The organism is Olivibacter sp. SA151 (assembly GCF_054130995.1).
In genome coordinates, this window is sequence record NZ_CP096391.1 from 2,639,236 (window position 1) to 2,665,158 (window position 25,923).

28 protein-coding genes are annotated in these 25,923 nt (G+C 43.2%); 14 read left to right on the forward strand and 14 right to left on the reverse strand.

The window, feature by feature from the left end:
• Nucleotides 1–23: 23 nt before the first annotated feature.
• The 3 genes from M1D52_RS10730 to M1D52_RS10740 are packed head-to-tail and all read right to left on the reverse strand — an operon-like array spanning nt 24 to nt 1,759.
• Nucleotides 24–926 carry a hypothetical protein gene (locus tag M1D52_RS10730; protein WP_437392569.1) on the reverse strand — a complete coding sequence of 301 codons (903 nt, stop codon included), beginning with the start codon at nt 924–926 and terminating at the stop codon, nt 24–26.
• Nucleotides 927–933: 7 nt separating this feature from the next.
• Nucleotides 934–1,509 (reverse strand): hypothetical protein, encoded by a 576-nt coding sequence (locus M1D52_RS10735; protein WP_437392570.1) that lies wholly within the window; start codon nt 1,507–1,509, stop codon nt 934–936.
• Complete coding sequence (locus M1D52_RS10740) at nt 1,502–1,759, reverse strand: hypothetical protein (protein ID WP_437392571.1); 258 nt, start codon at nt 1,757–1,759, stop codon at nt 1,502–1,504. The genes M1D52_RS10735 and M1D52_RS10740 overlap by 8 nt, the downstream gene beginning before the upstream one ends.
• A 226-nt stretch (nt 1,760–1,985) precedes the next feature.
• Here M1D52_RS10740 and M1D52_RS10745 point away from each other — a divergent pair, with 226 nt between their 5' ends.
• On the forward strand, nt 1,986–2,726 hold the full coding sequence (locus M1D52_RS10745; RefSeq protein WP_437392572.1) for a LytR/AlgR family response regulator transcription factor: 741 nt from the start codon (nt 1,986–1,988) through the stop codon (nt 2,724–2,726).
• Nucleotides 2,726–3,718, forward strand: a complete 993-nt coding sequence (locus M1D52_RS10750; RefSeq protein ID WP_437392573.1) for a histidine kinase — start codon at nt 2,726–2,728, stop codon at nt 3,716–3,718. The genes M1D52_RS10745 and M1D52_RS10750 overlap by 1 nt, the downstream gene beginning before the upstream one ends.
• Before the next feature lie 95 nt (nt 3,719–3,813).
• On the opposite strand, the gene M1D52_RS10755 is transcribed toward M1D52_RS10750, so the two are convergent.
• From M1D52_RS10755 to M1D52_RS10770, 4 genes are read right to left on the reverse strand one after another with little or no spacing between them, the layout of a single operon-like run.
• On the reverse strand, nt 3,814–3,981 hold the full coding sequence (locus M1D52_RS10755; RefSeq protein ID WP_165446941.1) for a hypothetical protein: 168 nt from the start codon (nt 3,979–3,981) through the stop codon (nt 3,814–3,816).
• A complete protein-coding gene (locus M1D52_RS10760; RefSeq protein ID WP_437366658.1) occupies nt 3,962–4,198 on the reverse strand; it encodes a hypothetical protein in 237 nt (78 codons plus the stop codon). Before M1D52_RS10760 ends, M1D52_RS10755 begins: the two co-directional genes overlap by 20 nt.
• A 31-nt stretch (nt 4,199–4,229) precedes the next feature.
• Nucleotides 4,230–4,664, reverse strand: a complete 435-nt coding sequence (locus M1D52_RS10765; protein ID WP_437392574.1) for a DUF5675 family protein — start codon at nt 4,662–4,664, stop codon at nt 4,230–4,232.
• Entirely contained in the window at nt 4,661–5,428 is a 768-nt protein-coding gene (locus M1D52_RS10770) for a hypothetical protein (RefSeq protein ID WP_130855506.1), read from the reverse strand. Before M1D52_RS10770 ends, M1D52_RS10765 begins: the two co-directional genes overlap by 4 nt.
• Before the next feature lie 481 nt (nt 5,429–5,909).
• On the opposite strand from M1D52_RS10770, the gene M1D52_RS10775 reads away from it, so the two are divergent.
• The gene (locus M1D52_RS10775; RefSeq protein WP_437366654.1) at nt 5,910–6,125 is read left to right on the forward strand and encodes a hypothetical protein; all 216 of its coding nucleotides are present in this window, start codon (nt 5,910–5,912) and stop codon (nt 6,123–6,125) included.
• 102 nt (nt 6,126–6,227) lie between these two features.
• Here the strand turns inward: M1D52_RS10775 and M1D52_RS10780 are convergent, their stop codons facing one another.
• Nucleotides 6,228–7,106 (reverse strand): SDR family oxidoreductase, encoded by an 879-nt coding sequence (locus M1D52_RS10780; RefSeq protein ID WP_437392575.1) that lies wholly within the window; start codon nt 7,104–7,106, stop codon nt 6,228–6,230.
• Between the two features lie 67 nt (nt 7,107–7,173).
• Nucleotides 7,174–7,773 carry an FMN-dependent NADH-azoreductase gene (locus tag M1D52_RS10785; protein WP_437392576.1) on the reverse strand — a complete coding sequence of 200 codons (600 nt, stop codon included), beginning with the start codon at nt 7,771–7,773 and terminating at the stop codon, nt 7,174–7,176.
• Nucleotides 7,774–7,896: 123 nt separating this feature from the next.
• Here M1D52_RS10785 and M1D52_RS10790 point away from each other — a divergent pair, with 123 nt between their 5' ends.
• From M1D52_RS10790 to M1D52_RS10800, 3 genes are all read left to right on the forward strand, one after another.
• Nucleotides 7,897–8,262, forward strand: coding sequence for a winged helix-turn-helix transcriptional regulator (locus M1D52_RS10790; RefSeq protein WP_013667412.1), 366 nt, complete (start codon nt 7,897–7,899; stop codon nt 8,260–8,262).
• A gap of 123 nt (nt 8,263–8,385) precedes the next feature.
• Nucleotides 8,386–8,958, forward strand: coding sequence for a Crp/Fnr family transcriptional regulator (locus M1D52_RS10795; RefSeq protein ID WP_437392577.1), 573 nt, complete (start codon nt 8,386–8,388; stop codon nt 8,956–8,958).
• A 95-nt stretch (nt 8,959–9,053) separates the two neighbouring features.
• Complete coding sequence (locus tag M1D52_RS10800; protein ID WP_437392578.1) at nt 9,054–10,187, forward strand: NAD(P)H-dependent flavin oxidoreductase; 1,134 nt, start codon at nt 9,054–9,056, stop codon at nt 10,185–10,187.
• Nucleotides 10,188–10,307: 120 nt separating this feature from the next.
• Here the strand turns inward: M1D52_RS10800 and M1D52_RS10805 are convergent, their stop codons facing one another.
• Nucleotides 10,308–10,436: a hypothetical protein gene (locus M1D52_RS10805; RefSeq protein WP_437392579.1), complete on the reverse strand. Its 129-nt coding sequence runs from the start codon at nt 10,434–10,436 to the stop codon at nt 10,308–10,310.
• 168 nt (nt 10,437–10,604) lie between these two features.
• On the opposite strand from M1D52_RS10805, the gene M1D52_RS10810 reads away from it, so the two are divergent.
• The 4 genes from M1D52_RS10810 to M1D52_RS10825 all read left to right on the forward strand — a co-directional run bounded on the left by M1D52_RS10810 (nt 10,605) and on the right by M1D52_RS10825 (nt 14,493).
• The gene (locus M1D52_RS10810; protein WP_437392580.1) at nt 10,605–12,002 is read left to right on the forward strand and encodes a glycoside hydrolase family 43 protein; all 1,398 of its coding nucleotides are present in this window, start codon (nt 10,605–10,607) and stop codon (nt 12,000–12,002) included.
• A 153-nt stretch (nt 12,003–12,155) separates the two neighbouring features.
• The gene (locus tag M1D52_RS10815; RefSeq protein ID WP_437392581.1) at nt 12,156–12,965 is read left to right on the forward strand and encodes an AraC family transcriptional regulator; all 810 of its coding nucleotides are present in this window, start codon (nt 12,156–12,158) and stop codon (nt 12,963–12,965) included.
• Nucleotides 12,966–13,039: 74 nt separating this feature from the next.
• Nucleotides 13,040–13,501, forward strand: coding sequence for a DUF6223 family protein (locus tag M1D52_RS10820; RefSeq protein ID WP_437392582.1), 462 nt, complete (start codon nt 13,040–13,042; stop codon nt 13,499–13,501).
• A gap of 92 nt (nt 13,502–13,593) precedes the next feature.
• A complete protein-coding gene (locus M1D52_RS10825) occupies nt 13,594–14,493 on the forward strand; it encodes a sugar phosphate isomerase/epimerase family protein (protein WP_437392583.1) in 900 nt (299 codons plus the stop codon).
• 61 nt (nt 14,494–14,554) lie between these two features.
• On the opposite strand, the gene M1D52_RS10830 is transcribed toward M1D52_RS10825, so the two are convergent.
• Nucleotides 14,555–14,764 (reverse strand): hypothetical protein, encoded by a 210-nt coding sequence (locus M1D52_RS10830; protein WP_437366643.1) that lies wholly within the window; start codon nt 14,762–14,764, stop codon nt 14,555–14,557.
• A 211-nt stretch (nt 14,765–14,975) separates the two neighbouring features.
• Here M1D52_RS10830 and M1D52_RS10835 point away from each other — a divergent pair, with 211 nt between their 5' ends.
• Complete coding sequence (locus M1D52_RS10835; protein ID WP_149105745.1) at nt 14,976–15,446, forward strand: hypothetical protein; 471 nt, start codon at nt 14,976–14,978, stop codon at nt 15,444–15,446.
• 44 nt (nt 15,447–15,490) lie between these two features.
• On the opposite strand, the gene M1D52_RS10840 is transcribed toward M1D52_RS10835, so the two are convergent.
• Complete coding sequence (locus tag M1D52_RS10840) at nt 15,491–17,896, reverse strand: glycoside hydrolase family 95 protein (protein WP_437392584.1); 2,406 nt, start codon at nt 17,894–17,896, stop codon at nt 15,491–15,493.
• Between the two features lie 127 nt (nt 17,897–18,023).
• Complete coding sequence (locus M1D52_RS10845) at nt 18,024–18,890, reverse strand: helix-turn-helix domain-containing protein (RefSeq protein ID WP_377608573.1); 867 nt, start codon at nt 18,888–18,890, stop codon at nt 18,024–18,026.
• 92 nt (nt 18,891–18,982) lie between these two features.
• On the opposite strand from M1D52_RS10845, the gene M1D52_RS10850 reads away from it, so the two are divergent.
• Nucleotides 18,983–19,993, forward strand: coding sequence for a zinc-binding alcohol dehydrogenase family protein (locus M1D52_RS10850; RefSeq protein WP_013667401.1), 1,011 nt, complete (start codon nt 18,983–18,985; stop codon nt 19,991–19,993).
• Between the two features lie 108 nt (nt 19,994–20,101).
• Here the strand turns inward: M1D52_RS10850 and M1D52_RS10855 are convergent, their stop codons facing one another.
• The gene (locus M1D52_RS10855) at nt 20,102–20,992 is read right to left on the reverse strand and encodes a helix-turn-helix domain-containing protein (RefSeq protein ID WP_437392585.1); all 891 of its coding nucleotides are present in this window, start codon (nt 20,990–20,992) and stop codon (nt 20,102–20,104) included.
• Between the two features lie 112 nt (nt 20,993–21,104).
• Here M1D52_RS10855 and M1D52_RS10860 point away from each other — a divergent pair, with 112 nt between their 5' ends.
• Both M1D52_RS10860 and M1D52_RS10865 read left to right on the forward strand, forming a co-directional pair.
• On the forward strand, nt 21,105–24,455 hold the full coding sequence (locus M1D52_RS10860) for a DUF5107 domain-containing protein (RefSeq protein ID WP_437392586.1): 3,351 nt from the start codon (nt 21,105–21,107) through the stop codon (nt 24,453–24,455).
• 38 nt (nt 24,456–24,493) lie between these two features.
• Nucleotides 24,494–25,840 (forward strand): sugar porter family MFS transporter, encoded by a 1,347-nt coding sequence (locus M1D52_RS10865; protein WP_437392587.1) that lies wholly within the window; start codon nt 24,494–24,496, stop codon nt 25,838–25,840.
• Nucleotides 25,841–25,923: the final 83 nt, after the last annotated feature.

Here is a 25,923-nt window from a genome sequence, read left to right on the forward strand (position 1 = left end):
AGCACGGTTCCTCCTTTCTTTTGTTAAGCCGGCGGCTCCAGGGCGGAGGCAGCGTCTTTGGCTCGCCGACTTGCGTTAAACATAAATTGGTTTTTAGGGTAGTATTTTTCCAGGATCATTGGGCCGATAATAAAGGCCGCTATATTCCAACTGATCATAAGCATGCTGAAATGCCAAAGCCCCATAAAGTAGGCGATGAAAGCATGCATAAGGCATGTGATAGTAATCCACATAAAGCGGAGCCTCCCGCTGTACATGGCCAAGGAATAAAACTGTTCGAGCAGAACAACCAGCCAGCCTAGTATAATTGCTAACCATGGTTTGTTTGCTAGCAGCTCTAAATGCCAGCTGCCATGTGCTTGGAAATAGGGGAGGTTAGCGGCTTTCCAAACGGCTTCTCCATTCCACCAGGTGCCGCCCATGGCTTTGAGCAGACCTCCGAAAAAATAGATCAAGCACAGATGAATCTGCACTACGCGCATGTAAAGCCATAGGTAGAAACCAGGGCATCGCGGTGTTAAAGCCAGGTAAAAGAGAAGGGAAGCTCTAATAACATCTGCTCCATAACTGTAAGACTGATTGATACTGAAGATGCTCACATCCAATAGCAATAGAAGAACCACACATGCCCGCCAGTAAGGGGTGAAGGCCAGGCCACCGCAAAGGATGAGGTAAAGACCCATAATGAACCATGTGCTTTGCGAGGCAGTGAATCCGATAGATTGTAAACCCATTATTAGGCTTTGGATGCCCAAAGCGGGAAATTGCTGCGTCATCCGCAACAGGTCTACATCAATCCATCCTTCGCTGCCGTAAAGAAGCTCGAAGTCGGGCATGAGTATCAGCAGCTTACTAGCGAAAACAAAAGCAAAAACTTTCTGGAGCACTTGGAAAAATGCTCGATCTACTGGGTGAAAATCTTTCATCTCGGCTTTATTTAATTAGGCAATGTTCATAAATTTTGGCGGCTCTTGCGCTTTTCCCTGCTTCTATTAGGGCTGGCGGCTCATGAAGGTAAATGGTGCAATGCAGGCTACTGGCCTGGTCCACTTGCGCTAGCAGGTGCTTCATCAGGTTGCGTATACTAGCTTCCAGGTAACGGCGATAAAATCGGGCGGAAGCATTTTCTTCCGCCCGCTCGTGCAGATAACGTTGAAATTGGTCGAGCCATATGGCATAACGCTGCAAACCTTCCATGGTGGCTTCCGCCGGCAACTGTTCCAGGCGCAAAAGCTTTCCCTCAGCATCGAAATACCGAAAGCTGCTCATGTATTGGCTGGCGACATGCGGTGCAAAGAAACCGTAGCTATATGCCGTGCCGCTGAACAAACTGTAAAGACGGCAAGCATCGCTTGATAAAACCTTATCAATAGTCTCTTTAAAGTGTCCACTAGCCGCTTGTCTATAAATTAGGTTATAAGCGTTTATTCCACTAATACTATTTACAGCCAAGATATGTAACAAGTGCAGCACGGCGCAAAATAGAAGCAGCTTTTGCTGTTTACTCATAGTTTGCCAATAAGGTTTCATACATAGCCCAATCACCCTCAGGTTTTTGGATGGTTTCATCGCCACCACGGGTGGTGATGAACGAACGGGTTGCTGCCGTAAGGCCCATAAAATCTCTTAAATCCATTTCCGTATCGAGTAAATCGATTTCGTTTGTAGGTACGTTTAAATGAGCTGTCTGCTGTGTAGCGATCCAATAGGCCATAACCATACCGGCCAAGCCTGCAAGCTTTATCATTTTCCTGTTCATAACTTTGTGATTGTTTATTTAATTTCTCGAGATGGAAGTAAATATCTAAGCTTTGAATCTAAATCGCGAAAAACTTGGACAAAATGAAAAATTAAGTCGATTTCGGCTGAATTGCTTGGATGAAATGGTTGCAAAGGGCATTTTGGTTAATTAATTGTTGTTAAATAAATTGATTTTTTTGATATTTAGCTTATTTAACGATTTTATCACTCCTAAACATTATACCATGTTATTAAACTGCATAATTATTGATGATTCTACGGGTGCGCTTTTTCAGGCAGCCGATGCGATTAGATCTGTTCCGGAACTGCGCATGCAACACCTATTTGAAAAGGTGCATGAGGCCCGCGCTTGGCTGCAAAAAAATGGTCCGGTCGATATCATTTTTACCGATGTGGAGATGCCCGAAATATCGGGTATCGAAGCGGTAGGTATCTTGAAGCCTTTTACTAAGTGGATTGTTTTTACCACGGCTTATAAAAAATATGCCTTTGAAGCTTTTGAAAAAAGTGTGGACGGTTTTATTTCTAAGCCAATAAGACCCGTTAAACTTATTCAGACATTGGATCGCTTACAACAGCGACACAGCAAAGCAACGGACACCTTGCTTCGCGAAGCAAATGTTCGCTTTGTGAAAGGACTTTCCGGTAAATTGGATAGTATCGCCCTCAAGGATATTCTGTATATAGAATCCGATAGAAACTACATCCGTGTGCATACCAAGGAAGATGTGTATACAGTTCATTTAACCTTGCAAAAGGCCTATATGTCTTTACATCAGTTAATTGCTTTGGTACAGATCAGCAAATCTGCCCTGATTGCGATCGAACATGTGGTAAAGGTTTTCGGGAATTACATCACCATGGCGGATGGTAAAGAGTTTACGGTTCAGCCGAATTTTAGGGAAGCTTTTGTTCATCGGCTCCAGCCACTATCGTGGACGGCCAAACGTAATTCATCCGCCTAATGTTAACCCATTGGTATGAGCGAAGTCAACACGTCTGGGTTCACGTACTTGTGTGGCTGGTATACATAGCCTACCACGTCGGCCTATTTTCGCTTTTTGAAGATGAATTGGATTATTGGGAAAATTATGTGTCTTATTTTTCGATGAATATCCTGTTCTTCTACCTCCACGGCCGCTATGTTATCCCTCGCATTTTGCGCTTGAAGGGCTGGAATGCACTTAAAATTCCGTTTATATCTTTTGCCGAGTTTGCAGCCTACTGCCTGGTTTATGCGTTGATTAGCTCTTTATTTGGTGATATGTATTGGGACTTTAGCACTTTTTTGCCGCTATTTGAGGTGGCTAATGCAACACCTTTTTTGCAACCTTTCTTAGCTTTTTTGTTTGTGTCTTCTTTGTATGGATTCCTTCGCTTATTCGGTTATAACCTCTTGTTGCAAGATGGACGAATAACGATCAGTTCCCATTTTCTAAACAATTTCCTGAGTGCTATTTATAGTTCAGTTGCTAAAGAGCAAAAGGCAGAAGCGCAAGAGTTGATTGTTTGGCTACAGGAACATGGCGGAATCATTGTAGACAAAGAGTACCACCGTCCGCAACCGCTGGAAGCGGAATTGGAAGCCTTAAAAAACTTCATTGCAATGAAACGAGCGGCATCGGGAAGTTTCTTTTTCTTTAATTTAACAATCGGAGAAGGAGTGGCTTCGTTTGAACTGGCTCCTTTAATGCTACTGACTGTCGCAGAAAATATGTTTCACCACGGCTTGGTTACCGTGGAGGATTATCCGGCCTGCCTTTCGATTACCCTTACGGATGCTTCCTTAGTGGTACACGCAAAGAATGGGATTAACCGGGCAGCAAGGCATAAAGGCTGTCAGATAGGTTTGACGAACGTTCGGACGCGCCTGAAGCTTCATCACCGCGGTAAACATCAATTAATCATTAAAGAAAGTAAGGAAGTGTTTGAATTGTATTTGCGTGTTTGGGAGTAGGCGCTTGTCTTGATACTTAAACGAACAGTGAATTGTTTGGTTGTGGGAGACATTAAAATAAGGAAGCGGATTTTTTACAAATCCACTTCCTGTAACTATTTTCCCTTGCGCCATTTTTGAAGCAGGTAGCTTACCAAAAAGCTGATGGTAGCACCAAGAGCTGCTAAAACAATGGTACGCAACAGCTCTTGTGTACTGATAAAGGGTAGGGTACTGCAAACTGTACCGCTTACCGTACCGATGCTAAGCCCCGTCTTTTTCATCAACAAGCTCGCTTTTTGTTGTGGCTTCCTTTTCCTTTTCGAATAAGCCATCGATTAGGCTGATGGCTAACACGGCATACTTGGCTCCCTGAATTAATTTAATGGGAAGTTTTAAGGGCGAAGCTAAAATTAACTGCGCTGCTAAATGAATGCCGCTTTTCAGCTGTTTTAAGGTATTCTTTTTATTTTCTTCTTTTGAAATATTCGGATTGTTCATAATGGTTTTTTAATCTTGAATTAATTGTTTATTACTCCTGTTCCCATTGGATTTCGACGATCCAGAGGTATTCCTGTATATTAAGAAATACTTCTTCTCCGCGTTCTAAGGCTGGATAAACGAGATCCTTCAAGGCTTGCAAGGCTTTTCTGCTGTAAGTGCCTTTACCGTAACCGGTATGCTCGCTAACGGGTGCAATGCAGCCTTGTAGTTCGCTTAACGCGAAATTGGCTGGATGGATCAGGATGGCTTCGCGCCCCGGTACATTCGGAATGGCTAGCTGATCACCGTGCTTCTGGTGCATTCGGCGGATCAATCTGTAGGTTCCGGCGGGTATGCAGCTGACGCGCTTTTTGTTATTACGCCACGGAAGCTCAATGGTTTTGCAAACAGGTTTGCCCTCATAAGAGAGCAAACCGTTTGTTCCTTCAGGATGATAGGTCCTGAGAAGAGATAGCATCATCATATGGTATCGATTTTGACAATGCTAAGTGAATTGAAGGCGCCGTTGTTAAGCGGGTAGTGCTTACCGTTAACCTCTTGATAAAAGGAAACACCGAAACCCAAAAACAGCGGCAGTTCGCCAATGCTCGCGGGTGCAAGGCTGGTACTCAACTCCGTCGCCTCGATCAGTGCATTGAGCGGCCATAAGTCGCTTTCCTGCATGTCGAATGCATAATCGCTCTCTTCACCGGCACTGAAATCAACTGCAGCAAGTGCCGCACTGAACTGAAAATGCGTAGCGCCCGCTGGCTTGGCAATTTTTACCGCCGGGTCAAGCGCTTTCAGCGAAACACCGCCTGTTCCGGTACTGCGGTCAATAACGCTTTCCACCTTTTCAAACAATGTATTGGATAGCAGTGCTGCGGCATTGAAGCTGAAACGGTTCAGAATGCCGAGATTTTCATCCAGTATCTTGCGTTCCCCGCGATCGCTTACCGCATCCGCTTTGAGCACCCGCATCATCCGGCTGTTCAAGCGGTTAGGCATGCGCGAATCGGACGTGAGCTGAATGAAGGCACGAAAGGCATCCCGGAGTTTCTTCGCCGATGCATTGGCCCGGCCAAATTCAGCGTTGTTTTCGCGCGTCCGCTGAAACTTGGGATCGCTAGCGATACGGCTGGCGCTTACACCGCCTTTCTCTCTTGCTTGATATCCATCTTTGGTTTTGTAGAAGGTCAAATCCCCGATTCTTCCTTCTAATTTGACGAAACTTTTCTGTCTTGCCATGATTGTAAGAATTATCTACCGTCTTACGGAACCCACTATTCGCTTTATCGACGGGCCCTGTCCGACAAAGGAAAATCGGGCTCTTGAATTGGGTAGCGTTTAACAACAAGACAAAGGTGCAAGGAATAAAAATAGGGGCGGTCGCGTGTATACCGCTGGGTCGCTAATGGTGCTATTTAGGCTTCTTTTTTCCTTAATGTCGCTTTTATACCCAAATAAACCTTGCCCGTTTCTATACTGCCCGTTATTTTTGAAACTAAGGGAGAGATCTGGTTTACTAGGGGCTTCCTTCGGGTCCTATCCGCCGCCTATTCACGGTATATACACGCTATATTCGCCTTTAGGGTAGCAAAAACGGGCTTTTAGCGGTAAAGTAGCGGGTGGATATCGGCTAAAGAGGGGGTGAGGCATCTCTCCGGATAATATGTTTTTGTGAACCTTAGTCTTCGTTTAGGAAGCGAAGACTCCAAACCTGTATGTTATGAATCAGCACAGACTTTATATTTATCCCAAGGATGTTACCATCATTACCGGAAAAGGTATCCGCCATGCACAACGGCTGCTGCGGACGGTCCATGTGGCTTTAGGTAAGCGACCTCACCAACCTGTTACTTTTCCTGAATTTGCCAAATATATGGGGCTCGACGAACAGGCCGTGCGGGAAGCTTGTATTGGTACCGTTGTAAAGAAAGAATGAAATAACTGACTATCGGGTAACATTAGCGAAATCATTTATTTTCCGATAAGTGCTGTCAAAATCTGACAGCACTTTTGTTTCAAGGTTTCGATAGGAAGCAGGTCAGCTGTAAATCTGTTTTAAAAATTCACCGACGGATGTTGGCTTTCTGCCCAATAACATGGTCAATGCTTCATCATTTTTATCTAGGGTCTGCTCTGCCAGCGCTGCGGCCCACATGGCAAACATGCCAATATATAGCTGCGGAACTCCGGCGTTTTCCAGTATTGTTTTAAATTCATCCATTTCGGGAGATTTGTAATGGATATCCCGACCCAATACGGCGGAAATTTCCTCAGCTATGGTTCGAAAACCGACCGATTCGGTATGGGTCAGTGTATAAGTTTTACCTCTATGCCCGTCGGTAGTTAAAACGTTGGCAGCGGCTTCCGCCAGTTCTTCCCGAAGCGCCCAGCTTGCTTTTCCTTGGCCTGCGGGAAACACGATTGTTCCGTTTTCAGCGACTTTATCTCCGATAAATACCGGAATCATTTCAGCATAAATACCGTTCTGAAGTATCGTGTATTCCATGCCACTTTCCTTTAAATACTGCTCGGACTCAACATGCGAATTTTGAAAGCCGCTTATGGACGAACCTTCAAACCCTGGTTTTCTTACAAAGGATGTATATACAAGATGTTTTACGCCTGCTTCCTTAGCAGCCCTGATCGCATTTTTGTGATGCTGTGTACGGTTCTCGATGGCTCCTCTATCATTGCTGGAAACCAATAACAATCGTTCCACACCGTGAAAGGCTTTTACCATAGATGTATGATCGGCATAATCACCTTGTCTTACCTGAACGCCTTGTTCTTTTAAGTGACCTGCTCCAGTTGCATCTCTGACTAAAACGGAAATTTCCGAAGGATGTACTCCATTTTTCAATAAATGCTCAACCGCTTTTGAGCCGAACCGGCCCGTTGCTCCTGTAACTAAAATCATATTTTTGTTCTTTAAGTTTTAATAATCCCTTTTTTGTGTTTTTTTGAGTTTTGTGTTCATAGATTGTTTATGCTATAACAATACTTTCAATTCCTTTCCGTATAGCATCTTCCGGGCCCAGTATTGCCTGGGCGTCTGCCCTGAAAACATTGGCAACTTCAATTCCCATAAGTTCAAGGAAAAACCGGACATAATTGGTCGTAAAATCGAAGGCCTTCAATTCTCCTTCTGTATATATTCCACCGGAGGAAGTTACTATATACGCAGTTTTGTCTTTCAGTAATCCTTCCGGTAACGCTCCTTTTCCGGTATAACGGAATGTGAGTCCGGGCCTGGCGATCTGGTCAAAGTACGCTTTCAATGTTGAAGGGATATTCCAATTGTACATTGGTGCTTCAACTATTAAAATGTCAGCTTCGATCAGATCAGTGATGGCCCGATCGGAAATGGCTATTTCACGTTGCTGCTCATCTGTCCGGTTTTCAGTGGATGTAAAGAAGGCATTGATATGGGATTCGCTTAAATGCGGAATTGTATTGAGATCGTATTCCTTAATTTCCACGTGCTGAAATTTTTCTTTTAGTTTTTCAGCCACTTTTTTTCCCAGCATTCTACTTGCGGAATTAGCTTTTTTCGGACTTGAAATTATGTGCAATATTTTTTTCATTTCTTTACCTCTTTTAAAACAGGGTGTTGCAAAATTAGCTATATTAGCTAACCGAATTATAGTAGTTACATTAAAGTAAGTAGTAACTTTTGGGTTAGTTGCTAAAAGAAAAAAAAGAAGGGAATGGCGACAAATAAATTGGAATATTCACAGATACAGTGCAAAAATCGGCTGTCATCAACCGAAGATGCTTTATATGTTCTCGGCGGCAGGTGGACAATAAGGGTGATGATTGCAATTTTAGGGGGACATACCAGGTTCAACGATATACAGCGTACTTTAAAGGGTATTTCCGCAAAAATGCTGTCAAGTGAATTGAAAAAACTGGAAGTAAATCTTTTAGTTGAAAGAAATGTATATGCCGATCAAACGCCGGTCGTCGTAGAATATATACCTACCGAATACAGTCAATCATTAAAAGATATCATTACTGCTTTAGCTCAATGGGGAGCTCAGCATAAGAGGAAAATCACATCTGACAATAGTTGATAAACGTAAACTATTCCGTACTTGATTCTTACAATTACCGGAAAGAGAATACATTTCCACCGCTATGAATAGCTCAAAGCTGTTGATGACAGGTATACAAAATCAGCAAAAAAATGACGATGAATGAGTAAGATTCTACGACAACAAATAGAAAAAATCACACCGCTTTCAGACAAGGAGTTTGAATACGTATTGTCGCATTTCACTGAAAGAAAACTCAGGAAGCATCAATTTGCTGTGCAGTGCGGACAGGCCGTCAAGTTTGACTATTTTATTTTAAGCGGCTGCCTGAAATCTTATCACACAGACAATGACGGCAAAATCCATATTATACAGTTTGGTATGCAAGACTGGTGGATAACAGATTATCAGGCTTATTACAATCAAACTGCTGCCACGATTGATATTGATTGCATTGAAGATACCGAAATGCTTTGCTTGTCTTACGAGAACAGAGAAAAATTATGTGCGGAACTACATAAAATGGAGCATTTTTTCAGAAAGAAAACGAATATACGGAATGTTGCGCTGCAACAACGCATTCTTTCACTGATGAGCAATAATGCAAAGGAACGATACGATAGTCTATTGGAACAATACCCCCAACTTTTTCAAAAAGTACCAAAACATTTATTAGCCTCTTATTTAGGCGTTACAAGAGAAACACTAAGCCGTTTTAATTCAACTTCCAAATAAACTGTGATTTACCTCACATTAAAGTTGTGAGGTATGTCCTTCCTGATTTACCTAAAGCTATGGAATTTTGTGTTATAAATTTCAACACAAAAATAATGGCAAAATTTCAAATTCAAAGTGCGAGTAGTACCGTAAACTGGACAGGTAAAACCGTGTGGAATAAAACAAAATTTACAAAGCTATTGGGTATAGATTTCCCGATCGTTCAGGGACCCTTCGGTGGTGGATTGTCATCAGTCAGCCTCACAAGCACAGTTTCAAATGCAGGGGCGTTGGGTTCTTTCGGTGGGCAGCCTTTTTCTGCTCGGGAAATTATCCACATTTGCAATGAAATTAAAAAGAACACGAATAAACCCTTCAATATTAATTTGTGGGTTAATGACCGTGATAGCCGTTTAGCTACGTTTAGCGATGATGACTATAAAAAACTTACAGAATTGTTTAAGCCCTATTTTAACGAACTTGGTTTACCAATTCCCCCAAAACCGACAGATTTGGGGACGAAATTTGAAGAGCAGGTAGAAGCGATATTTGAAGCAAAACCTGCTGTATTTAGTTTTGTTTACGGCATTCCGCCACAACCTATTTTAGCAAGATGCAAAACACTTGGAATAAAGACCGTTGGTGCCGCTACTACGGTAGATGAAGCTATTGCCTTGCAGCATGCAGGTGTAGATGCTATTGTAGCAATAGGATTTGAAGCGGGCGGGCATAGGGTTTCCTTTTTACAGTCAGCAGAAGATTCGCTGACAGGCGCTTTTGCACTAATACCACAAGTTGCAGATGCAGTCAACATTCCGATAATAGCAGCAGGAGGAATAACTGATGCAAGAGGAATACAGGCCGCACTAGCATTAGGTGCCGATGCCGTACAGATGGGGACTGCGTTTTTAGCAACAGAACAATCAAACGCATCGCAAGATTATAAAGACAAATTATTCACGTCTGATGCCAAACATACATCGCTAACGAAGGTATTTACAGGCAGACTTTCAAGAGGAATACGCAACAGAATAACGGAAGAGTTAAAACCTTTTGAATACTTATTAGCTCCATATCCTTTGCAAAGCAAATTTATGGGAAATTTGAAAGCCTATCCTGCCACCTATGATACCAACCCGGACTTCAGTTCATATTGGGCAGGACAAGCAGCGGCTTTACTGAAACACCGAGATGCAAAAACCTTGATAGAGACTTTGGTAAAAGACATGAATAAAAAGACCTCCTAGATTTAAATGTCAGTCCCCGATATCTGTGGCCGCTACATCTGGAAGCAATCTACAAAGTTTGTTCAGTTATAGATATCGGTCAGGATTTAACAAACCTAAAAAAGTGAGAATAGAAAAATTCTAAATGTGCTTTGTGCCGTCGTGATTTGTAAAATTATGTTTAACTTTAATTAGGTCTTGGCCATTATCGACGGTTACTTCCTTAAAATTACCTGCCACATACTGTTCGATTTCCTTGTCGTTGCCCATAAAAAAATGTGTTATTTATTTCACTTATTCGCTAATATTTCTTTATTTCGGGTATTAAGTGTTTAAATGACATCTGTAAAATTTGCCATTTAGTGCTAGGCTAACCAATAAACGCTAATGAACTAATTGCCTGAAAGCAAGAGGATCAATAGACTGAAATCGTAAATTATGAAATTAGACTTAAACAATTGTCCCAAAGTGGGGATATTAACTACATTACTCTGTATATTGGGTTCAAGTGGGTTCGCGCAAAACCCGATCATTCAAACAAAACATACGGCAGACCCAGCTCCTATGGTGTATAAGGACACGGTATACTTATACACAGGTCATGACGAGGATGATGCTTTTGGGTTTAAAATGACGGATTGGCTGCTCTATACGTCGACCGATATGGTTAACTGGCAGGATCGCGGTCCGGTAGCTTCATTGAAAAATTTTAAATGGGTCGATGCAGATAATGGTGCCTGGGCGGCCCAATGTGTAGAACGCAATGGAAAGTTTTATCTCTACTGTACTGTGCCAGGAGGTGTCGGGATAGGTGTACTGGTTTCTGACAGTCCCTACGGGCCGTTTGTTGATCCCATTGGTAAACCCTTGGTGAAAAATTCCAATGAAGATATAGATCCAACGGTTATGATCGATGACGACGGTCAAGCGTATATGTATTGGGGAAATCCTAACCTGTGGTATGTTAAGCTCAAGGAAGACATGATTTCGATTGATGGTGAAATCGTTAAGGATTCATCATTCGCTAAACTTGAAGGGCAGAAAGACCCATTTCGCTATCAGGAAGGACCTTGGGCGTGGAAAAAAAACGGGAACTATTATATGGCCTACGCTTCAACTTGCTGTCCGGAAGGAATAGGCTATGCGATGGGAAAATCAGCGACAGGTCCCTGGGTCTTTAAGGGAATGATTATGGATCGCAATAGCCGATCCAATGGTAACCATCCCGGTATTATAGAGTATAAGGGTAAGTCGTATGTATTTGGATTTAATTATGAAATACTTAAGAAAACGATGAGCAAGCATTATGAGAGACGGTCCGTCTGTTTAACCCAACTGGTTTATAATGAAGACGGCACACTGAAAGAACTGCCATTTTGGACATCTGAAAGTGTAGAACCTGTAGGGACACTTAACCCTTACCGGAGAACCGAGGCAGAAACAATCGCTTTTAGTGAAGGGCTCAAAACCGAAAAGCAAACGGAATGGGAGCGTAATATCCCTTGGGATAAAGGAGCGAAGATAGCTGATCGGGTAGTGGTTTCATCTATACACAATGGAGATCATCTCATGGTTCGGGCAGTAGACTTTTCCAAGGGTATAAAATCCTTAGACGTTAATGTTGCGTCGCTTTATGGAGGCAAGATCGAGGTTTATTTGGATAGCATCAATGGGCCGTTGTTAGGTGTAGTGAACGTTAATACGCAGGGTGAGGGTGATATCTTTCGTACAGTTAACGGGTCCATGAAAAATATAACGGGTAAACACGATGTTTTTTTTGTTTTCAAAGGAAAAAAAGATTTATTCTATTTTGATTGGTGGCAGTTTAAATCTTAAATTTAAGGTAAAGAATAAAGGGAGAAATGTGGTAATTGTATTTTAAAAAACGGAAGATGAAGCGATAACGAACAATCATCAATTTGGTGAATTGAGTAAATTTCTGAAAGTCATTTTCTATAGTTAAGAAGAGAAAATCTTAAAAAATGTGATATGAACGGCCAGGTCATACCTCCTTCTTCAACACTTGCCGATTACATTCGGTTCTTCTGGTTTGCAGAGGGCAGTGCTACGCAGGATACACCCTTTGTTCATCATGCCTTCGCTTACCCTTGTCCCGAGCTCGTGTTCTGTTACAAAGGTCAATTTCAATTCCAAACAGCTTTTGAAGCAGAAAAAAAGTTATTTCCTGGAATTTACGGGCAAACGCAGACCTTCGGTAAAGTCGCTTCAACCACAGATTTTGGTGTTTTTGGATTTTATTTATTCCCACACGCACTTCCACAATTATTCGGACTACCGGCGAACGAGCTGACCAACGAATCGGCAGACATTAAATCACTCTGTGGCAAAGAAGGTGAAATTCTCGAAGAAGAAATCATGCTGGCCAAGAACAACCACCAGCGAATTGAGCTGGTAAGCGATTTCTTAACAAGACGCTTAAAAAATGCGAAGACTACGAACACCCATATTCCTTTGTCTATCAAAACGATTATATGCACTCAGCAAGTGGGATCTATCAGTGCCTTAGTCAACCATAGCTTTTTATCAATAAGGCAATTTGAAAGGAGATTTAAAGAGTTTTCAGGCTTTAGCCCAAAGCTGTTTTTACGGATTACAAGGTTTAACTCCTTGCTCAACAGATCTTTCCAGGATAAGTCATTTGCGCAAATCGCCTACGAACATGGCTACTACGACCAATCTCATTTTATTCACGATTTTAAGAATTTCTCTGGTTACAATCCGAAGGAATACTTTAGACAAGATACTGTCTTTGCAAATGATCGGGGTACCGTGGGATAAGGAAAAATAAAAATGTCGTTTTTTTACAATCTAAAAATTTTTAAGGATTATACCTTGGTCCCAAATAAATGACCATGAAAACAGTTACTTCATACCTTCTAATTATTGGGTGGATCGTTGGATTTTCATTTTTAGCAATAACAGCGGTATATTCACAAGAAGGTACAATCGACAATCAATCGGAGATGACCACGGTGAAGGACGAAACCGGTGAACATTATTCTGCCGTACAGGGAATTACCACAGGGCGGGCACGAGCGCTCGTGGGAGGGGTGATGTCTCTCCTCAGTCTGGGCGCGGGATGGCGGGCAAAAAATATCGCCACTAGCAATAAGGGTAAAGGCCGAACAGCAGCTATTGTTGCATTGATATTTGGCGTGATTGGTATTGTTTTAAGTATCATACATCTTAGCATTACTGCCGGTGCCGTGTTCGGCTCCGGTAGTGGAAAAGCGGGAGCAATTGTTGCTTTAGTGCTCGGACTTATTGGTGTTGTTCTTAGTGGCTCAGTGCTCCGCTTGCTAAAGAGTAACTAATTTTATGTAAAATTTCAACTATAACTTAACCGGTAGTGCCTAAGTAAGGATAGCTTTACGTTATACGCCGGAAAATACCGATATTGTACACGATGATCACCAGAAGACAATTCATTTCACATAGCTGTATGGCTACCTCAGCGCTTATGCTACCAAATGCGCTTTTTGCAGAAGAAACAAAATCCGCCTATAAGATGGGACTGCAACTTTTTACGATTCGTGATGCGATGGCAAAAGATCCTTTTGCTACGATAAAGCAGGTAGCGGCTCTGGGTTATGAAGATACGGAGACTTATGGTTTTGACCCGAAAACAGTATCCTATTATGGTTTAAAAGCAAAGGATTTTCTTGGTCTACTGAGCGATCATGGATTGACGACCACCAGTGGTCATTATGATCTTTTTCGCTATTTCAATGCGCCTGAGGCAGAATTGATGGCTTATGTGGATCAATGTATTATCGGTGCAGGTATATTAAAGCAACCTTATATCACCTGGCCCTGGTTAGATCCTAATAATAGAAGTATCGAGCAATTTAAACAACTCGCCCCGAAACTTAATAGGATTGGAGAAAGGATTAAAAAGGCCGGTTTGGGCTTTGCTTATCATAACCACAATTTCGAATTTATAGATCATGGTGGGGTAAATGGTTATGAAATAATTATGAAGGAGACAGATCCTGACTTGGTGAAATTGCAGATCGATCTTTACTGGGTAATGCGTGCTTCTAAATTAAGTCCCGCAGCGCTTTTTAGCATGCAGCCCGGACGTTTTGTAATGTGGCATATCAAAGACATGGATAAAGTGACACAGGATTATACAGAACTGGGCAATGGTTCAATAGATTATACTAAAATTTTACCAGATAAGGACTTGGCCGGTATGGAATATTATTACCTGGAGCAGGGCGGAAATTTTAAGAAGAGCTCTATGGAGAGTATAGCCGAAAGTGCTGCTTTTTTTAAAAAGAATTTAGCGAAGTATTTTCGTTAAGTGTTGAGGACGGGAATAAAACTGTTTAGATAATACAAGTTTATGGGCCATATACGGAATTTTACAAGGAATGAAGGCGATTTAATGTCTCTTCCAATGACATAGGTTGCGTTTTGTCCGAGCGATACTCCTTTAACGATTTTTTGGCATTTTTAGCCATTAATTCACGTCTAGATTCGATTTGCCTTTTTTGCAAAATCTCCAATATCATCTCTCTCGAGGTATAATCAAGTTTCATGATATCTTCTAATGTTGAATTCAATGTGGCCATTTAGCTGAGTATTTTAACAAAGATAATAAATAATAGCCTTTATAGCAACTGTTTAACATGCAATACAGGGCAATTGCTTTTAAAAAAACGATTGTCCTAATCAACTTTTTTCATCATTTGCTTGTTTTCAAAAGCATTCGAGCTTTCCCTAACGGGAAGGTTTGCTACAGGTGCGAACCTAAGCCATTAATTATTCGTAACTTTGCGGCAGATGAAAAATACGCTCAGATTGCACAGACTTGTATGGCTGATTGGTGCTTTAGCGACGTCCGCTTGTACACAAAGCCAAGCTCCCAAAGCTACGAATACGGAAGATAAATCCATCGTTCAGCCTAGTCAACCGGATACCGTAGGCCAAATGGCGCTTAGTGCAGCCGATTCTACACATTTGTTAGGTGTTTGGTTTGATGAAACAATTAAATCACCGGAAGGGGCGAACGTTGCTTATCAGGTGATTGCTCGCCAACAACGCGTTTTTATTCAGCCCATCGCTTTTAAAGGAAAAAAGCTTCAGGTAAGCGATCAACCGGTGGTTAGCGCTTATGCCACAGAGCTGAAAAAAAACGGTAATTATTATGTTAGTCTGGAAAGCCCGGAAGATGCCTATGAAGTAGATAAAGAAGGTAACTTGCTGATTTTTCACAAGGGAAAACTCGTAGTGGTTTGCAAGAAAATAGGGTAACATGCCGGCTTCTTGTTCGGTGCATATTTTCTTATGCATCGCTTCTAAAATTTCAGTGTGTATTTCCGTGTGGCTTTGGTGTCTATCTCTTGGTTATGGGTGCCATATTTTACTTTACAAGACCCACCATTTTTTGAAACGATACTGGCATGCACAATTTTTCCGTTCCGCCATTGCATATCGATGACAAAGCCCCCACGGGCAACTAACCCGTTGACTTCTCCATCGGGCCATTCCTTAGGCAGGGCGGGAAGTAGCTCGATATAGTGTTCATGACTCTGTAGCAGCATCTCGGAAATGCCGGCACCACCGCCAAAGTTGGCGTCGATCTGGAAAGGTGGGCAGGTACTGAATAGATTCGAGTAAAGTCCGCCTTCTCCTTTTTTGATGATTTCGGGGTCATTGGCATTGCGGAATAGCTTTTTCAACGCGTCATAGGCCATCGCACTGTTGTGTAATCTGGCCCATAGGTTGATGCGCCAGGTGATAGCCCAGCCAGTACTTTCATTGGTTCTGATGTCCAATGATTTTTGTACCGCCCTTGCCAGTTCCGGTGTGGATGCATCGCTTATGGTAGTGCCGGGGTACAATCCAAACAGATGGGATACATGACGGTGTTGAGGTTCAGCATCTTCCCAGTCATGATACCACTCTTGCAAATTGCCTTTTCTGCCTATTTTGTAGGGTGGAAGCTTTGCCAAAGCGTTGGTAACCGCTTCTTGTGTTTTTTTGTCCTTTTTTAAGATAACAGCTGCTTTCAGGTAGTCGGCAAACAACTCACGGATCATTGCAATATCGGCCGTACTTCCATACAACACGGCACCTTTATAGCCCTTATCGGTTATGTAGATGTTTTCGGGTGAGGTGGATGGGGCAGTTACTAGATAACCGTCTTTATTGGTCGTGAGAAAGCTCAGGCAGAAATCGACGGCGCCCTTCATTAGCGGATATGCCTGCTTGCGTAGGAAGTCGGCATCTGCGGTAAAAGCGAAATGTTCCCATAAATGGGTACTTAACCATACGCCGGCCATTTGCCAGTTGGCCCAAGAGGGATGCCCTTCGCCAAAATGACCCACCGGATGCGTCATTGCCCAGATATCTGTATTATGGTGGCATACCCAACCATCAGCATTATAATAATTTTTAGCCGTGATGGCACCCGTTTGTGCTAGGCGGCCTATAAAATCGAATAAGGGCTGGTGCATTTCGGGAAGGTTAGCGACCTCAGTTCCCCAATAGTTCATCTCGGTATTGATGTTGGTGGTATAGTTGCTGCTCCAAGGCGGTCTTACAATTTCGTTCCACAAAGCCTGCAAATTGGTTGGCTGGCCACCGGGTCGTGAGGAGTTAATCAGTAAATAACGGCTATATTGATAGAAGAGTGCTACGAGGTTGTTATCGCCGTCACCTTTGGCAAAGCGTTCTAGCCTTTCATCCGTGGGCAAATTTGCTTTCTCCCCGTGTCCTAAATTAATTGAAACGCGGTCAAAATAATGCCGATAGTCCTGAATATGCTTTGCTTGCAATGAGGCGAAGGATTGCTTTTCTGCTTCCTTCAAGTAAGAAAGCGCTAAATCTAATTCATTCTTTCCTGCCCTGCCCGGATTTTTGTCGAAACCGCTGTAACTGGTGGCCATTGATAAAAGTAAGACTACCTCTTTGGCGTTCGAAATAGCGAGTGATGAATCTTGCCAACTGGTTTGCCCATCGTTCTTCAATACTTTCAGCATGGAGGCAAAACGCATGCTGTTTAGCGTATCATATACCACCGGATTTTTTTCTTTATTACGATAATTAGGCTCGGTATGAATAGGTGCCCAACCGTGCATCCATAAGCTGGTACTTTGCTTCTTGCTTTTTGAACGCAATAAACTGTTAAAACGGCAAGTAAAATCCAACCTATCTTTACCTTCTGCGGTTAATCGGATGACAATAAGCTGATCGGGATGCGAGGCAAAGATTTCCCGACGGTAACTGGTTCCGTTAAGCTGATAGGAAACCCGTGCAATGGCTTGGGAAATATCCAGTTCGCGCCTGAAATGAGTGGGAGTACCTTGGTGTTTAAAATGGATCAATAGATTGCCCAAGGGTTCATAAGATTGAGAATAAGCGCCCTGCATAAAGCGAATCAGTGAATCCGCAGTTTGATAATCTTCGTTAAAGAGTGCTTCCTGTACGGCGGGAAGATGATCCTTTGCTTGTGGGTTAACTTTATTTTCGTCAACAGGTTTGCCCGACCAAAGCGTTGCTTCATTGAGAGACAGCCGCTCTTCTTGCACGCCACCATAAACCATGGCACCTAAACGGCCATTGCCTAAAGGAAGTGCTTCTTCAAATTTACTGGCGGGCTTGCTGTACCAAAGTTTTAAATTATTCTTATGTTGACCTGTAGCACTCTTGCATAGGAAAATAAGTAAAATAATGTGTGTGATAGCATGTTGTATTTTCATATTTAGATCTTGCTGTCCGGTGACGATGCCGGACCGGGTTGTAAGGAACAATACTAAACAATATTGCTTATATCTTTAGCATGGAAATTAGCAAGATCTTCAGCTATATTAACCAGAGGCAACCCGATTATTCGTGAAATGCTTCTGTTTTACGGCGTTGTACGTCCCTTGGATTTTTGCCGTTGTACTTCTTATAGATTTTATTAAAATGGCTGGCATCGGTAAAGCCAAGCTTGACAGCAATTTCGTTGATATTATTGCGCCCGTTTTTCAGCAACTGATCAGCGGCTTTCAGTTTAATTTGTACAATGTGTTGCTGGAGGGATAAGCCACTATGTTTTTTGACGTAAATGCTGATGTAATTAGGTGACATCGAGAAGTGCCTGGCTATACTTTCTACACGTACTTTATCTGCATCAAGCGCATGCAAACGGGTATAGCTCAGAATTTCGCTCAACTTATCTAATTCGGTATTCACCGGGCATTGGGTGCCAAATTGCGCGGTAGCCTGTGCTCGGGCCAACATCATCATAATGGCTCCAAAGAGCTCGAGTTGCAGTTCACGGCTGTAAGAACATTGGTGGGAAAACTCGGCCAGCAATATTTGAAGTAAATGTTTAAGTTGATCTTGATCCTTTTTATCCTTGATTAAACTGCCATTCATAGAGAAAGGTGATTGTAATAAGGTTTTAAGGATGTCGAGCCATTTAGCGGTCCTGCTTCCTTCGAGCTTTTCTATGAATAGTTGTTCCGTAAATTTTAGAAATATAAATTTCGAAGGTGCTTCAATTTCAAAATAATGCGTATCTTCCGGTCTTAGTAAAAAGACATCACCCATATGATAGGGCGCAACAGCGTCATTAAGCACGTGATTTCCGTTACCTTCTTCTATGAAAATGAGTTCATAAAAGTTGTGCTTATGTGCCGGATAACTCCAGGTTTCGGCTTCTAGTCGAAAGATATTGAGCGAATGGTAGCTGTTAAATCTTGTCATCGGGGATTGATTTTTACAAATATAGCATGAAATTGTACTGGTTTCTCTTTCTGTAACCTACTAATTTTGTGATGTACTTAAGGAATAAATATATGAAAGCTATAGGATTCAGAACATCGTTACCCGTTGAAGCAACGGACAGTTTTATTGAGTTTGAAACAGAAAAACCAAACCCGAAAGGCCGAGACCTTTTAGTAAAAGTAAGCGCTGTATCCGTCAATCCGGTCGACTTCAAGATTCGGCAGAACAGTGCAAAGGATACGGTACTGACAGAGCCAAAAATTATTGGCTGGGACGCGGTGGGCGTAGTGGAGGCGGTAGGCGATGCGGCATCTTTATTTAAGGTGGGAGACGAAGTGTATTACGCAGGGGATATTAACCGTGCAGGCAGTAACGCGGAGTATCAGTTGGTGGATGAACGGATTGTAGGGCATAAACCAAAAAAACTTACTAAGGAGGAAGCCGCAGCTATTCCATTAACGGCCTTAACCGCTTGGGAGATTCTCTTTGATAGGCTTCGTATCGGTGAGCGTGACAAGGGCAAATCCGTCTTAATTATCGGCGGAGCCGGTGGGGTTGGCTCAATTGCGATACAACTTGCCAAGCACGTGGCGGGACTTACCGTGATTGCAACTGCCTCGCGACCGGAAACAGCTTCATGGTGCAAGACTCAGGGTGCCGATTATGTAGTTAATCATTATAAGCTCGTGGACGAAGTTCGTCAAGCAGGTTTTCAGTATGTCGACTTTATTCTGGATTTCGTGGATACCAATACCTATTGGGATGCAATGGTTGAATTGATTAAACCGCAAGGTCATATTGGTTCGATAACCGGATCTGCTACCCCTCTTGCTTTGAATAAATTGAAAGCTAAGAGCGTCAGCTTTTCATGGGAGTTGATGTACACACGTTCTACCTTCCAGACGGATGATATGATTGAACAACATCATATTCTGAATAAGGTTGCCGATTTATTGGATCGTGGCGTTTTAAAAACCACACTAAAAGAAACGCTTAAGGGTTTGTCCGTTGCAAATTTTAAGGAAGCACACCAACAGTTGGAAAGTGGAAAAACGATTGGAAAACTGGTTGTCAGCTTTTAGGTAAATCCCGGCTCGTTCTATTATTCTCCCTTAGCTGAAAAGCGGGGAGTTTTGTTTTTTGATTCAATGTGAATTTCATTTAGTTGGGACGTAGTCAGGTAACTTCGGTTAGGATTTTGACAGCGTCCATTGCTTTCGGTATTGTTTGGGCGATATTCCCATTTGCGTGCTAAATAAACGGGAGAAATAGTAAGGGTCTTCAATACCGATGGCTAAAGCAATTTCAAAGATTCGTCGGTCGGAAAATTGCAAGAGTTGACAGGCATGCTGGATTTTTAAGTGATTAAAGTATTCAATAGGCGAATATCCCGTTTTTTTGTGGAAGAGATTTGAAAAATGGGATACGGATAGGTGCGCCTGATCAGCGATCTCTTTCAGACTTAATGTTTTATGAATACTAGTCTTGAGAAAGCGAATAGTGCGATCAACGATATCTTCTGCCTGTTCATCGGGGTGATAGTTGAAACGGTCGTTTAAAAGAAAGGCACTCAGGTAAAAAGGCATAGTGAGGGCTATAAACTCCATATTTTCCTTACTATAGCCTTGCTGCAGTGTGTTGTATATTTTGGAAAAAAGTGCTAAATGGGGTTCGCTTCGCATGATCTTATTTTTCTGGGAAAGCATTTTCTCGAAAAGATGGGCGACTATGAGGTCGGCTTGCTTCCCGCCAAAGTGAAACCAGTAAATTGTCCATGGATAGGCTGGATCGGCACGATAGAGGTGTTGCGTTCCGGTAGGGATGATGAGGAAATGATTTGCCTCGATCGGCAGGTCGAAACCATCGATGGTAGCACTTCCCCTACCTTCGACGCAATGAATCAATATATGTTCATTTGTCCCTTCGGGACGGTTTCGGTAGTGGTATTTGGCCTTTGGGTAAAAGCCAATATCGGTAATGTAAAATTCCCTGGTAAGGAACGTGTCCCGGTATTGATTAACGACTTTCGGAGGAATGATGATGGCCTTTTCTCCTTCAAATCCTTCTTTCTTTCTAATCATAAATTGGTTTAAAATTCCCGCAAGATAGTAATATAATCCATTTTTAAAAACGCTTTCTCCATGCTTCGTGTACCGGTTGACCTTAACTTTGTCTCATTAACCGTTATATACTATGCAGACTGAAGTCAAGGTTTGGATCGAAAAAATCAACATACCAACTTATAAAATTGGTGAGGCCGAGAAAAATCCAATGTTCTTGGAAAAAAGGGTATACCAAGGAAGCAGTGGCGTTGTTTATCCTTATCCGGTGGTGGAAAAGATCTTTGACGAGAAAGAAGATGTGAGCTATGATGCTGTTTTTCTGGAAAACCAATACCTTAAAGTGATGATACTCCCGGCCCTAGGGGGTAGGGTGCAGATGGCTTATGATAAAGTGAAGGAAAGGCATTTCATCTATTACAACCACGTCATCAAGCCAGCTTTGGTAGGCCTGACAGGACCCTGGATTTCGGGTGGTATTGAATTCAACTGGCCCCAGCATCATCGCCCCAGTACCTTTTTGCCGGTAGAATATACGATTGAGCACGGAGAAAATGGCGAGCAAACGGTGTGGGTCAATGAAGTGGAAATGATGTTCAGAACAAAGGGCAGAGCCGGCTTTAGGCTTTATCCGGGCAGGGCTTACCTGGAGATTGAGGCGCATTTAACGAACAGAACACTTTTTCCGCAGACTTTCTTATGGTGGGCAAACCCTGCCGTAAAAGTGAACGATCATTATCAATCGATATTTCCGCCGGATGTGCATGCCGTGTACGATCATGGGAAGCGGGATGTCTCTTCTTTTCCGATTGCGAAAGGGGTATATTATAAAATGGACTATGCTCCGGGAACGGATATTTCACGCTATAAAAACATACTGGTACCCACTTCCTTCATGGCGGTAAATTCAACCTATGATTTTATGGGCGGCTATGAACATGACACGCAAGCCGGTATGCTTCATGTGGCCAATCATCATGTAGTGCCGGGTAAAAAACAATGGACTTGGGGTAATGCCGACTTCGGAAAGGCCTGGGACCGGAATCTAACGGATACGGATGGTCCGTATATCGAATTAATGACAGGCGCTTTTACGGATAACCAGCCTGATTTTTCATGGCTACAGCCAAATGAAACCAAGTCTTTCGTGCAGTATTTTATGCCCTATAGTGAAATTGGTGTAGTGAAAAATGCAAATAAGGACATGGCCGTTCACTTCGACCTACAGGAGGGACAACTCACGCTAGGTGTTTATGCAAGCGGTGTTTGGGAAGAGGCTCGAATTGTTGTAACTGTAGGTGCTAAACTGATTTTGGAGCGTACGGTGACGTTTTCGCCAAGCCATAGCTATCAGGAAACCTTAACCAATTCGGATAGGTATGATGCTCTACACGACTACGAATTGCGTGTGTATGATCGCGAAGGAGCTTTATTGATTCGTTATGCCCCTGAACGTGCGGAAGAAAAGGAGATCCCGCCGCCGGCAACACCGGCACCCGATCCGAAAGATGTTCCCTCTACCGAAGAACTGTATTTGCACGGTCTGCACTTGGAACAATATCGACATGCCACTTACGATCCACGGGCTTACTATCAGGAGGCTCTTCAACGCGATCCCAATGATATTCGGAATAACAATGCCATGGGGCTTTGGTTATTGAGAAGAGGCTTGTTTACGGAGGCCCAAGTACATTTTCTGGCAGCGAAAAGCCGACTTCTCTCAAGAAATACCAATCCTTACGATAGCGAAGTGCTTTATAACTTGGGCTTGCTCAAGAAGGTAAACGACGCATTGGATGAGGCCTATTCGCTGTTTTACAAAGCGACCTGGAATGCTGCTTGGAAAGATACTGCGTATCTGATGCTCGCCCGTATAGACGTGGGTAGAAGCGAGTTTAGCAGCGCACTGGAACATATAGACCACTCCCTTGCCAATAATACCACAAGTGGACAAGCACAACATTTGCGCGTGGTCATTTTACGAAAGCTCGGGCGTGTAGAGGAGGCTTTTTCTTATGCGAACTTTAGCCTTGAGCTGGACGCTTTTAATTATGCGGTTTATTTTGAAAAATACTTGCTGTTAAAAGAGCGTAACCAAGAACAGGAAGCCGATAGCCTAATAAGCAATACAGTCGCTTTAATGAATGAGCGAAGCAGTACGTTCATTGAGTATGCGCTGGATTACGTGCAGGCGTATTGTTATGAGGAAGCGCTGGACTGGTTGGGGTGCTTGGCCGAAAGCCCGGACCCTTTGGTTCATTACCATAAAGGTTATATCGCCTCTTTACAGGCTCAACTCGATTTAGCACATTCGTTTTTCGAGAAGGCAAGCAGATGCAGTCCTGATTATTGTTTTCCGAATCGGATGGAAGATATGCTGGCACTGGAAAAAGCCTTAACCTTTAACCCAAACGATGCCAAGGCGTACTATTATCTGGGTAATTATTGGTATGATAAACGTGTGCACGAAAAGGCCATTCACTGTTGGGAAGAATCGGTTCGTATAGATGCCGGTTTTCCTACCGTAAAACGGAATTTGGCACTGGCCTTTTATAATAAAAAGAACGAGCGTGAAAAGGCCCTGCGTTTCTTGGAGGAGGCGTTTTTCCTGGATCGCACTGACGCCCGTATTTTGATGGAGCTGGATCAGCTATATCGCTTACAACAGGTAACGCCACATCAGCGCCTTTCGTTTTTAGCTCAATATGGGGATTTGGTAGAACAGCGAGACGATTTATACCTTGAACGTATCAGCTTGTTCAATTTATTGCAGCGACATGATGAAGCCTGGCAACAATTGGCATCGCGTAATTTCCACCCTTGGGAGGGGGGCGAGGGCAAGGTGCCGGGCCAGTACCTGGTGGCAGGGCAAGAATTGGCCAAATTAGCGCTGCTTGAAAACCGGCTCGAGGAGGCCTTGGATTATTTACAGGCCATGCTTTGCTATCCGCCAAATTTGGGTGAAGGCAAACTCCCTAACACCCCGGAAAATGACATTCATTACCTAACCGGATTGGCCTATAAAAGGTTGGAAGAAGAAACGAAGGCAAAAGCGTATTTTGAACTGGCAACACGGGGGAATGACGAACCCGTACAAGCGATCTTTTATAATGATCCGCAACCCGACAAAATCTTTTATCAAGGATTGGCTTGGATACAATTAGGGGAAGAAGAAAAGGCGCGCATGGTATTTAATAGACTGGCGGATTTTAGCGCTTATCATCTACATGATGTCATTTCAATTGATTACATGGCTGTATCCTTACCGGATCTGTTGGTTTTTGAACAGGATTTGTCGGCCAAGAACCATGTTCATTGCCTTTATATGGCTGGATTGGCTCAATTGGGACTAGGCAATACGGATGGGGCCGAACATTTTTTCAATCAAGTATTGGAGCGTAACAATAGTCATTTGGGTGCCGTTCTGCATAGACGCATGATCGGTTTCCTGCAGCGTTTCGACGCGCTTTGTGTACCTAGGTAAAGAGTAACGAAATACATAGACGATAAAACAGTATATCGATGAATGATTCTGAATTGAACTTTAAGCATTCCTATATTTTGGGTATCTCCTTTATTTCGGCACTTGGAGGCTATCTGTTTGGTTTTGATTTCGCCGTGATTGCCGGTGCCTTACCTTTTTTGCGTGAGGCGTTTGGACTCAATGCATGGTGGGAAGGATTTCTCACCGGCTCGCTGGCCCTTGGTTGTATTGTGGGATGCCTGCTGGCCGGAAAGCTGGCGGATCGTTATGGCAGAAAGCCCGGCCTCCTGTTAGCTGCCCTCATCTTTGCCATATCTTCCCTGGGAATGGCCTATGCCTCCGACTTATCCATCTTTGTACTCATGCGCTTTGCTGCGGGGATAGGCGTGGGCATGGCCTCGATGTTAAGCCCTTTATATATTGCCGAAATTTCACCGGCCCATGTTCGCGGTCGCAATGTCGCTATCAATCAACTGACCATCGTCATAGGGATTCTGGTGACCAACCTGGTTAACTATACCCTTGCAGACAATGGCCCCGAGGCCTGGCGGTGGATGTTTGGCCTGGGGGCTGTACCTGCCGTTTTGTTCTTTATTGGTGTGCTTTGGTTGCCGGAGAGCCCACGATGGCTGTTAAAAGCAAGGCAGGACGAACGTGCGCGTAAGGTGTTGTCAGCTATCGGAAGTGAGGCTTTTGCTGCAGAAACTTTTTCAACAATTCAGGCATCCCTTAAGGGTGCAGCCAGGCAATCCTTTCGGGCCGTATTTGAAAAGGCAGTACGTCCGGCCGTCATTGTCGGCATTACGTTAGCTGTATTCCAGCAGTTATGTGGTATCAATGTGGTATTCAATTATACCTCCACGATTTTTGAATCCATAGGCGCTGATCTGGATAGACAGCTGTTCGAAACCGTTGCCATTGGTACGGTTAACTTAATTTTTACGGTTATTGCTATGTGGCAGGTGGATAAACTTGGGAGACGTCCTTTGATGTTAATCGGATCTCTAGGCCTTGCCGTCGTTTATCTCGTATTAGCGGGGGTATTGCAACTTGAAATGAACGCCACGGTGGTATCTATTTTTGTGTTAATGGCCATTGCTATGTATGCCACTTCGTTGGCGCCGGTTACTTGGGTCTTGATTGCCGAGATTTTTCCGAATAAGATCCGCGGTGTGGCCTCATCCATTGCCATTGTGTCGCTTTGGATCGCTTATTTCATTTTAGTTTTTACGTTTCCCGTTCTCGCTGAAATCTTAGGTACCTATGGGCCCTTCTACCTCTATGCGGCTATCTGTTTTGCCGGCTTTTTGTTTGTGAAGCACCGGGTAAAGGAGACCAAGGGACAAACGCTCGAAGAACTAGAACAACAATTGATTCATCGTTAAAACAAACAATACGGGGAATCCGAAAAAATAAAAAAAGAAAGTGTAGAACCGTTGAATCTTTCTTTGAACGAAAAGTGGTTTTC

Excerpts from the sequence above, each read along its gene's own strand:
- M1D52_RS10830 (WP_437366643.1), bottom strand. The coding sequence starts at position 14,764 with ATGGCCACATTGAATTCAACATTAGAAGATATCATGAAACTTGATTAT.
- M1D52_RS10855 (WP_437392585.1), bottom strand. The coding sequence starts at position 20,992 with ATGATTAGAAAGAAAGAAGGATTTGAAGGAGAAAAGGCCATCATCATT.
- M1D52_RS10790 (WP_013667412.1), top strand. The coding sequence starts at position 7,897 with ATGGCGACAAATAAATTGGAATATTCACAGATACAGTGCAAAAATCGG.
- M1D52_RS10810 (WP_437392580.1), top strand. The coding sequence starts at position 10,605 with ATGAAATTAGACTTAAACAATTGTCCCAAAGTGGGGATATTAACTACA.
- M1D52_RS10795 (WP_437392577.1), top strand. The coding sequence starts at position 8,386 with ATGAGTAAGATTCTACGACAACAAATAGAAAAAATCACACCGCTTTCA.
- M1D52_RS10820 (WP_437392582.1), top strand. The coding sequence starts at position 13,040 with ATGAAAACAGTTACTTCATACCTTCTAATTATTGGGTGGATCGTTGGA.
- M1D52_RS10745 (WP_437392572.1), top strand. The coding sequence starts at position 1,986 with ATGTTATTAAACTGCATAATTATTGATGATTCTACGGGTGCGCTTTTT.
- M1D52_RS10805 (WP_437392579.1), bottom strand. The coding sequence starts at position 10,436 with ATGGGCAACGACAAGGAAATCGAACAGTATGTGGCAGGTAATTTTAAG.
- M1D52_RS10770 (WP_130855506.1), bottom strand. The coding sequence starts at position 5,428 with ATGGCAAGACAGAAAAGTTTCGTCAAATTAGAAGGAAGAATCGGGGAT.
- M1D52_RS10755 (WP_165446941.1), bottom strand. The coding sequence starts at position 3,981 with ATGAAAAAGACGGGGCTTAGCATCGGTACGGTAAGCGGTACAGTTTGC.
- M1D52_RS10835 (WP_149105745.1), top strand. The coding sequence starts at position 14,976 with ATGAAAAATACGCTCAGATTGCACAGACTTGTATGGCTGATTGGTGCT.
- M1D52_RS10750 (WP_437392573.1), top strand. The coding sequence starts at position 2,726 with ATGTTAACCCATTGGTATGAGCGAAGTCAACACGTCTGGGTTCACGTA.
- M1D52_RS10730 (WP_437392569.1), bottom strand. The coding sequence starts at position 926 with ATGAAAGATTTTCACCCAGTAGATCGAGCATTTTTCCAAGTGCTCCAG.
- M1D52_RS10845 (WP_377608573.1), bottom strand. The coding sequence starts at position 18,890 with ATGACAAGATTTAACAGCTACCATTCGCTCAATATCTTTCGACTAGAA.
- M1D52_RS10840 (WP_437392584.1), bottom strand. The coding sequence starts at position 17,896 with ATGAAAATACAACATGCTATCACACACATTATTTTACTTATTTTCCTA.
- M1D52_RS10860 (WP_437392586.1), top strand. The coding sequence starts at position 21,105 with ATGCAGACTGAAGTCAAGGTTTGGATCGAAAAAATCAACATACCAACT.
- M1D52_RS10735 (WP_437392570.1), bottom strand. The coding sequence starts at position 1,509 with ATGAGTAAACAGCAAAAGCTGCTTCTATTTTGCGCCGTGCTGCACTTG.
- M1D52_RS10815 (WP_437392581.1), top strand. The coding sequence starts at position 12,156 with ATGAACGGCCAGGTCATACCTCCTTCTTCAACACTTGCCGATTACATT.
- M1D52_RS10865 (WP_437392587.1), top strand. The coding sequence starts at position 24,494 with ATGAATGATTCTGAATTGAACTTTAAGCATTCCTATATTTTGGGTATC.
- M1D52_RS10760 (WP_437366658.1), bottom strand. The coding sequence starts at position 4,198 with ATGAACAATCCGAATATTTCAAAAGAAGAAAATAAAAAGAATACCTTA.
- M1D52_RS10775 (WP_437366654.1), top strand. The coding sequence starts at position 5,910 with ATGAATCAGCACAGACTTTATATTTATCCCAAGGATGTTACCATCATT.
- M1D52_RS10850 (WP_013667401.1), top strand. The coding sequence starts at position 18,983 with ATGAAAGCTATAGGATTCAGAACATCGTTACCCGTTGAAGCAACGGAC.
- M1D52_RS10800 (WP_437392578.1), top strand. The coding sequence starts at position 9,054 with ATGGCAAAATTTCAAATTCAAAGTGCGAGTAGTACCGTAAACTGGACA.
- M1D52_RS10765 (WP_437392574.1), bottom strand. The coding sequence starts at position 4,664 with ATGATGATGCTATCTCTTCTCAGGACCTATCATCCTGAAGGAACAAAC.
- M1D52_RS10825 (WP_437392583.1), top strand. The coding sequence starts at position 13,594 with ATGATCACCAGAAGACAATTCATTTCACATAGCTGTATGGCTACCTCA.
- M1D52_RS10780 (WP_437392575.1), bottom strand. The coding sequence starts at position 7,106 with ATGATTTTAGTTACAGGAGCAACGGGCCGGTTCGGCTCAAAAGCGGTT.
- M1D52_RS10785 (WP_437392576.1), bottom strand. The coding sequence starts at position 7,773 with ATGAAAAAAATATTGCACATAATTTCAAGTCCGAAAAAAGCTAATTCC.
- M1D52_RS10740 (WP_437392571.1), bottom strand. The coding sequence starts at position 1,759 with ATGAACAGGAAAATGATAAAGCTTGCAGGCTTGGCCGGTATGGTTATG.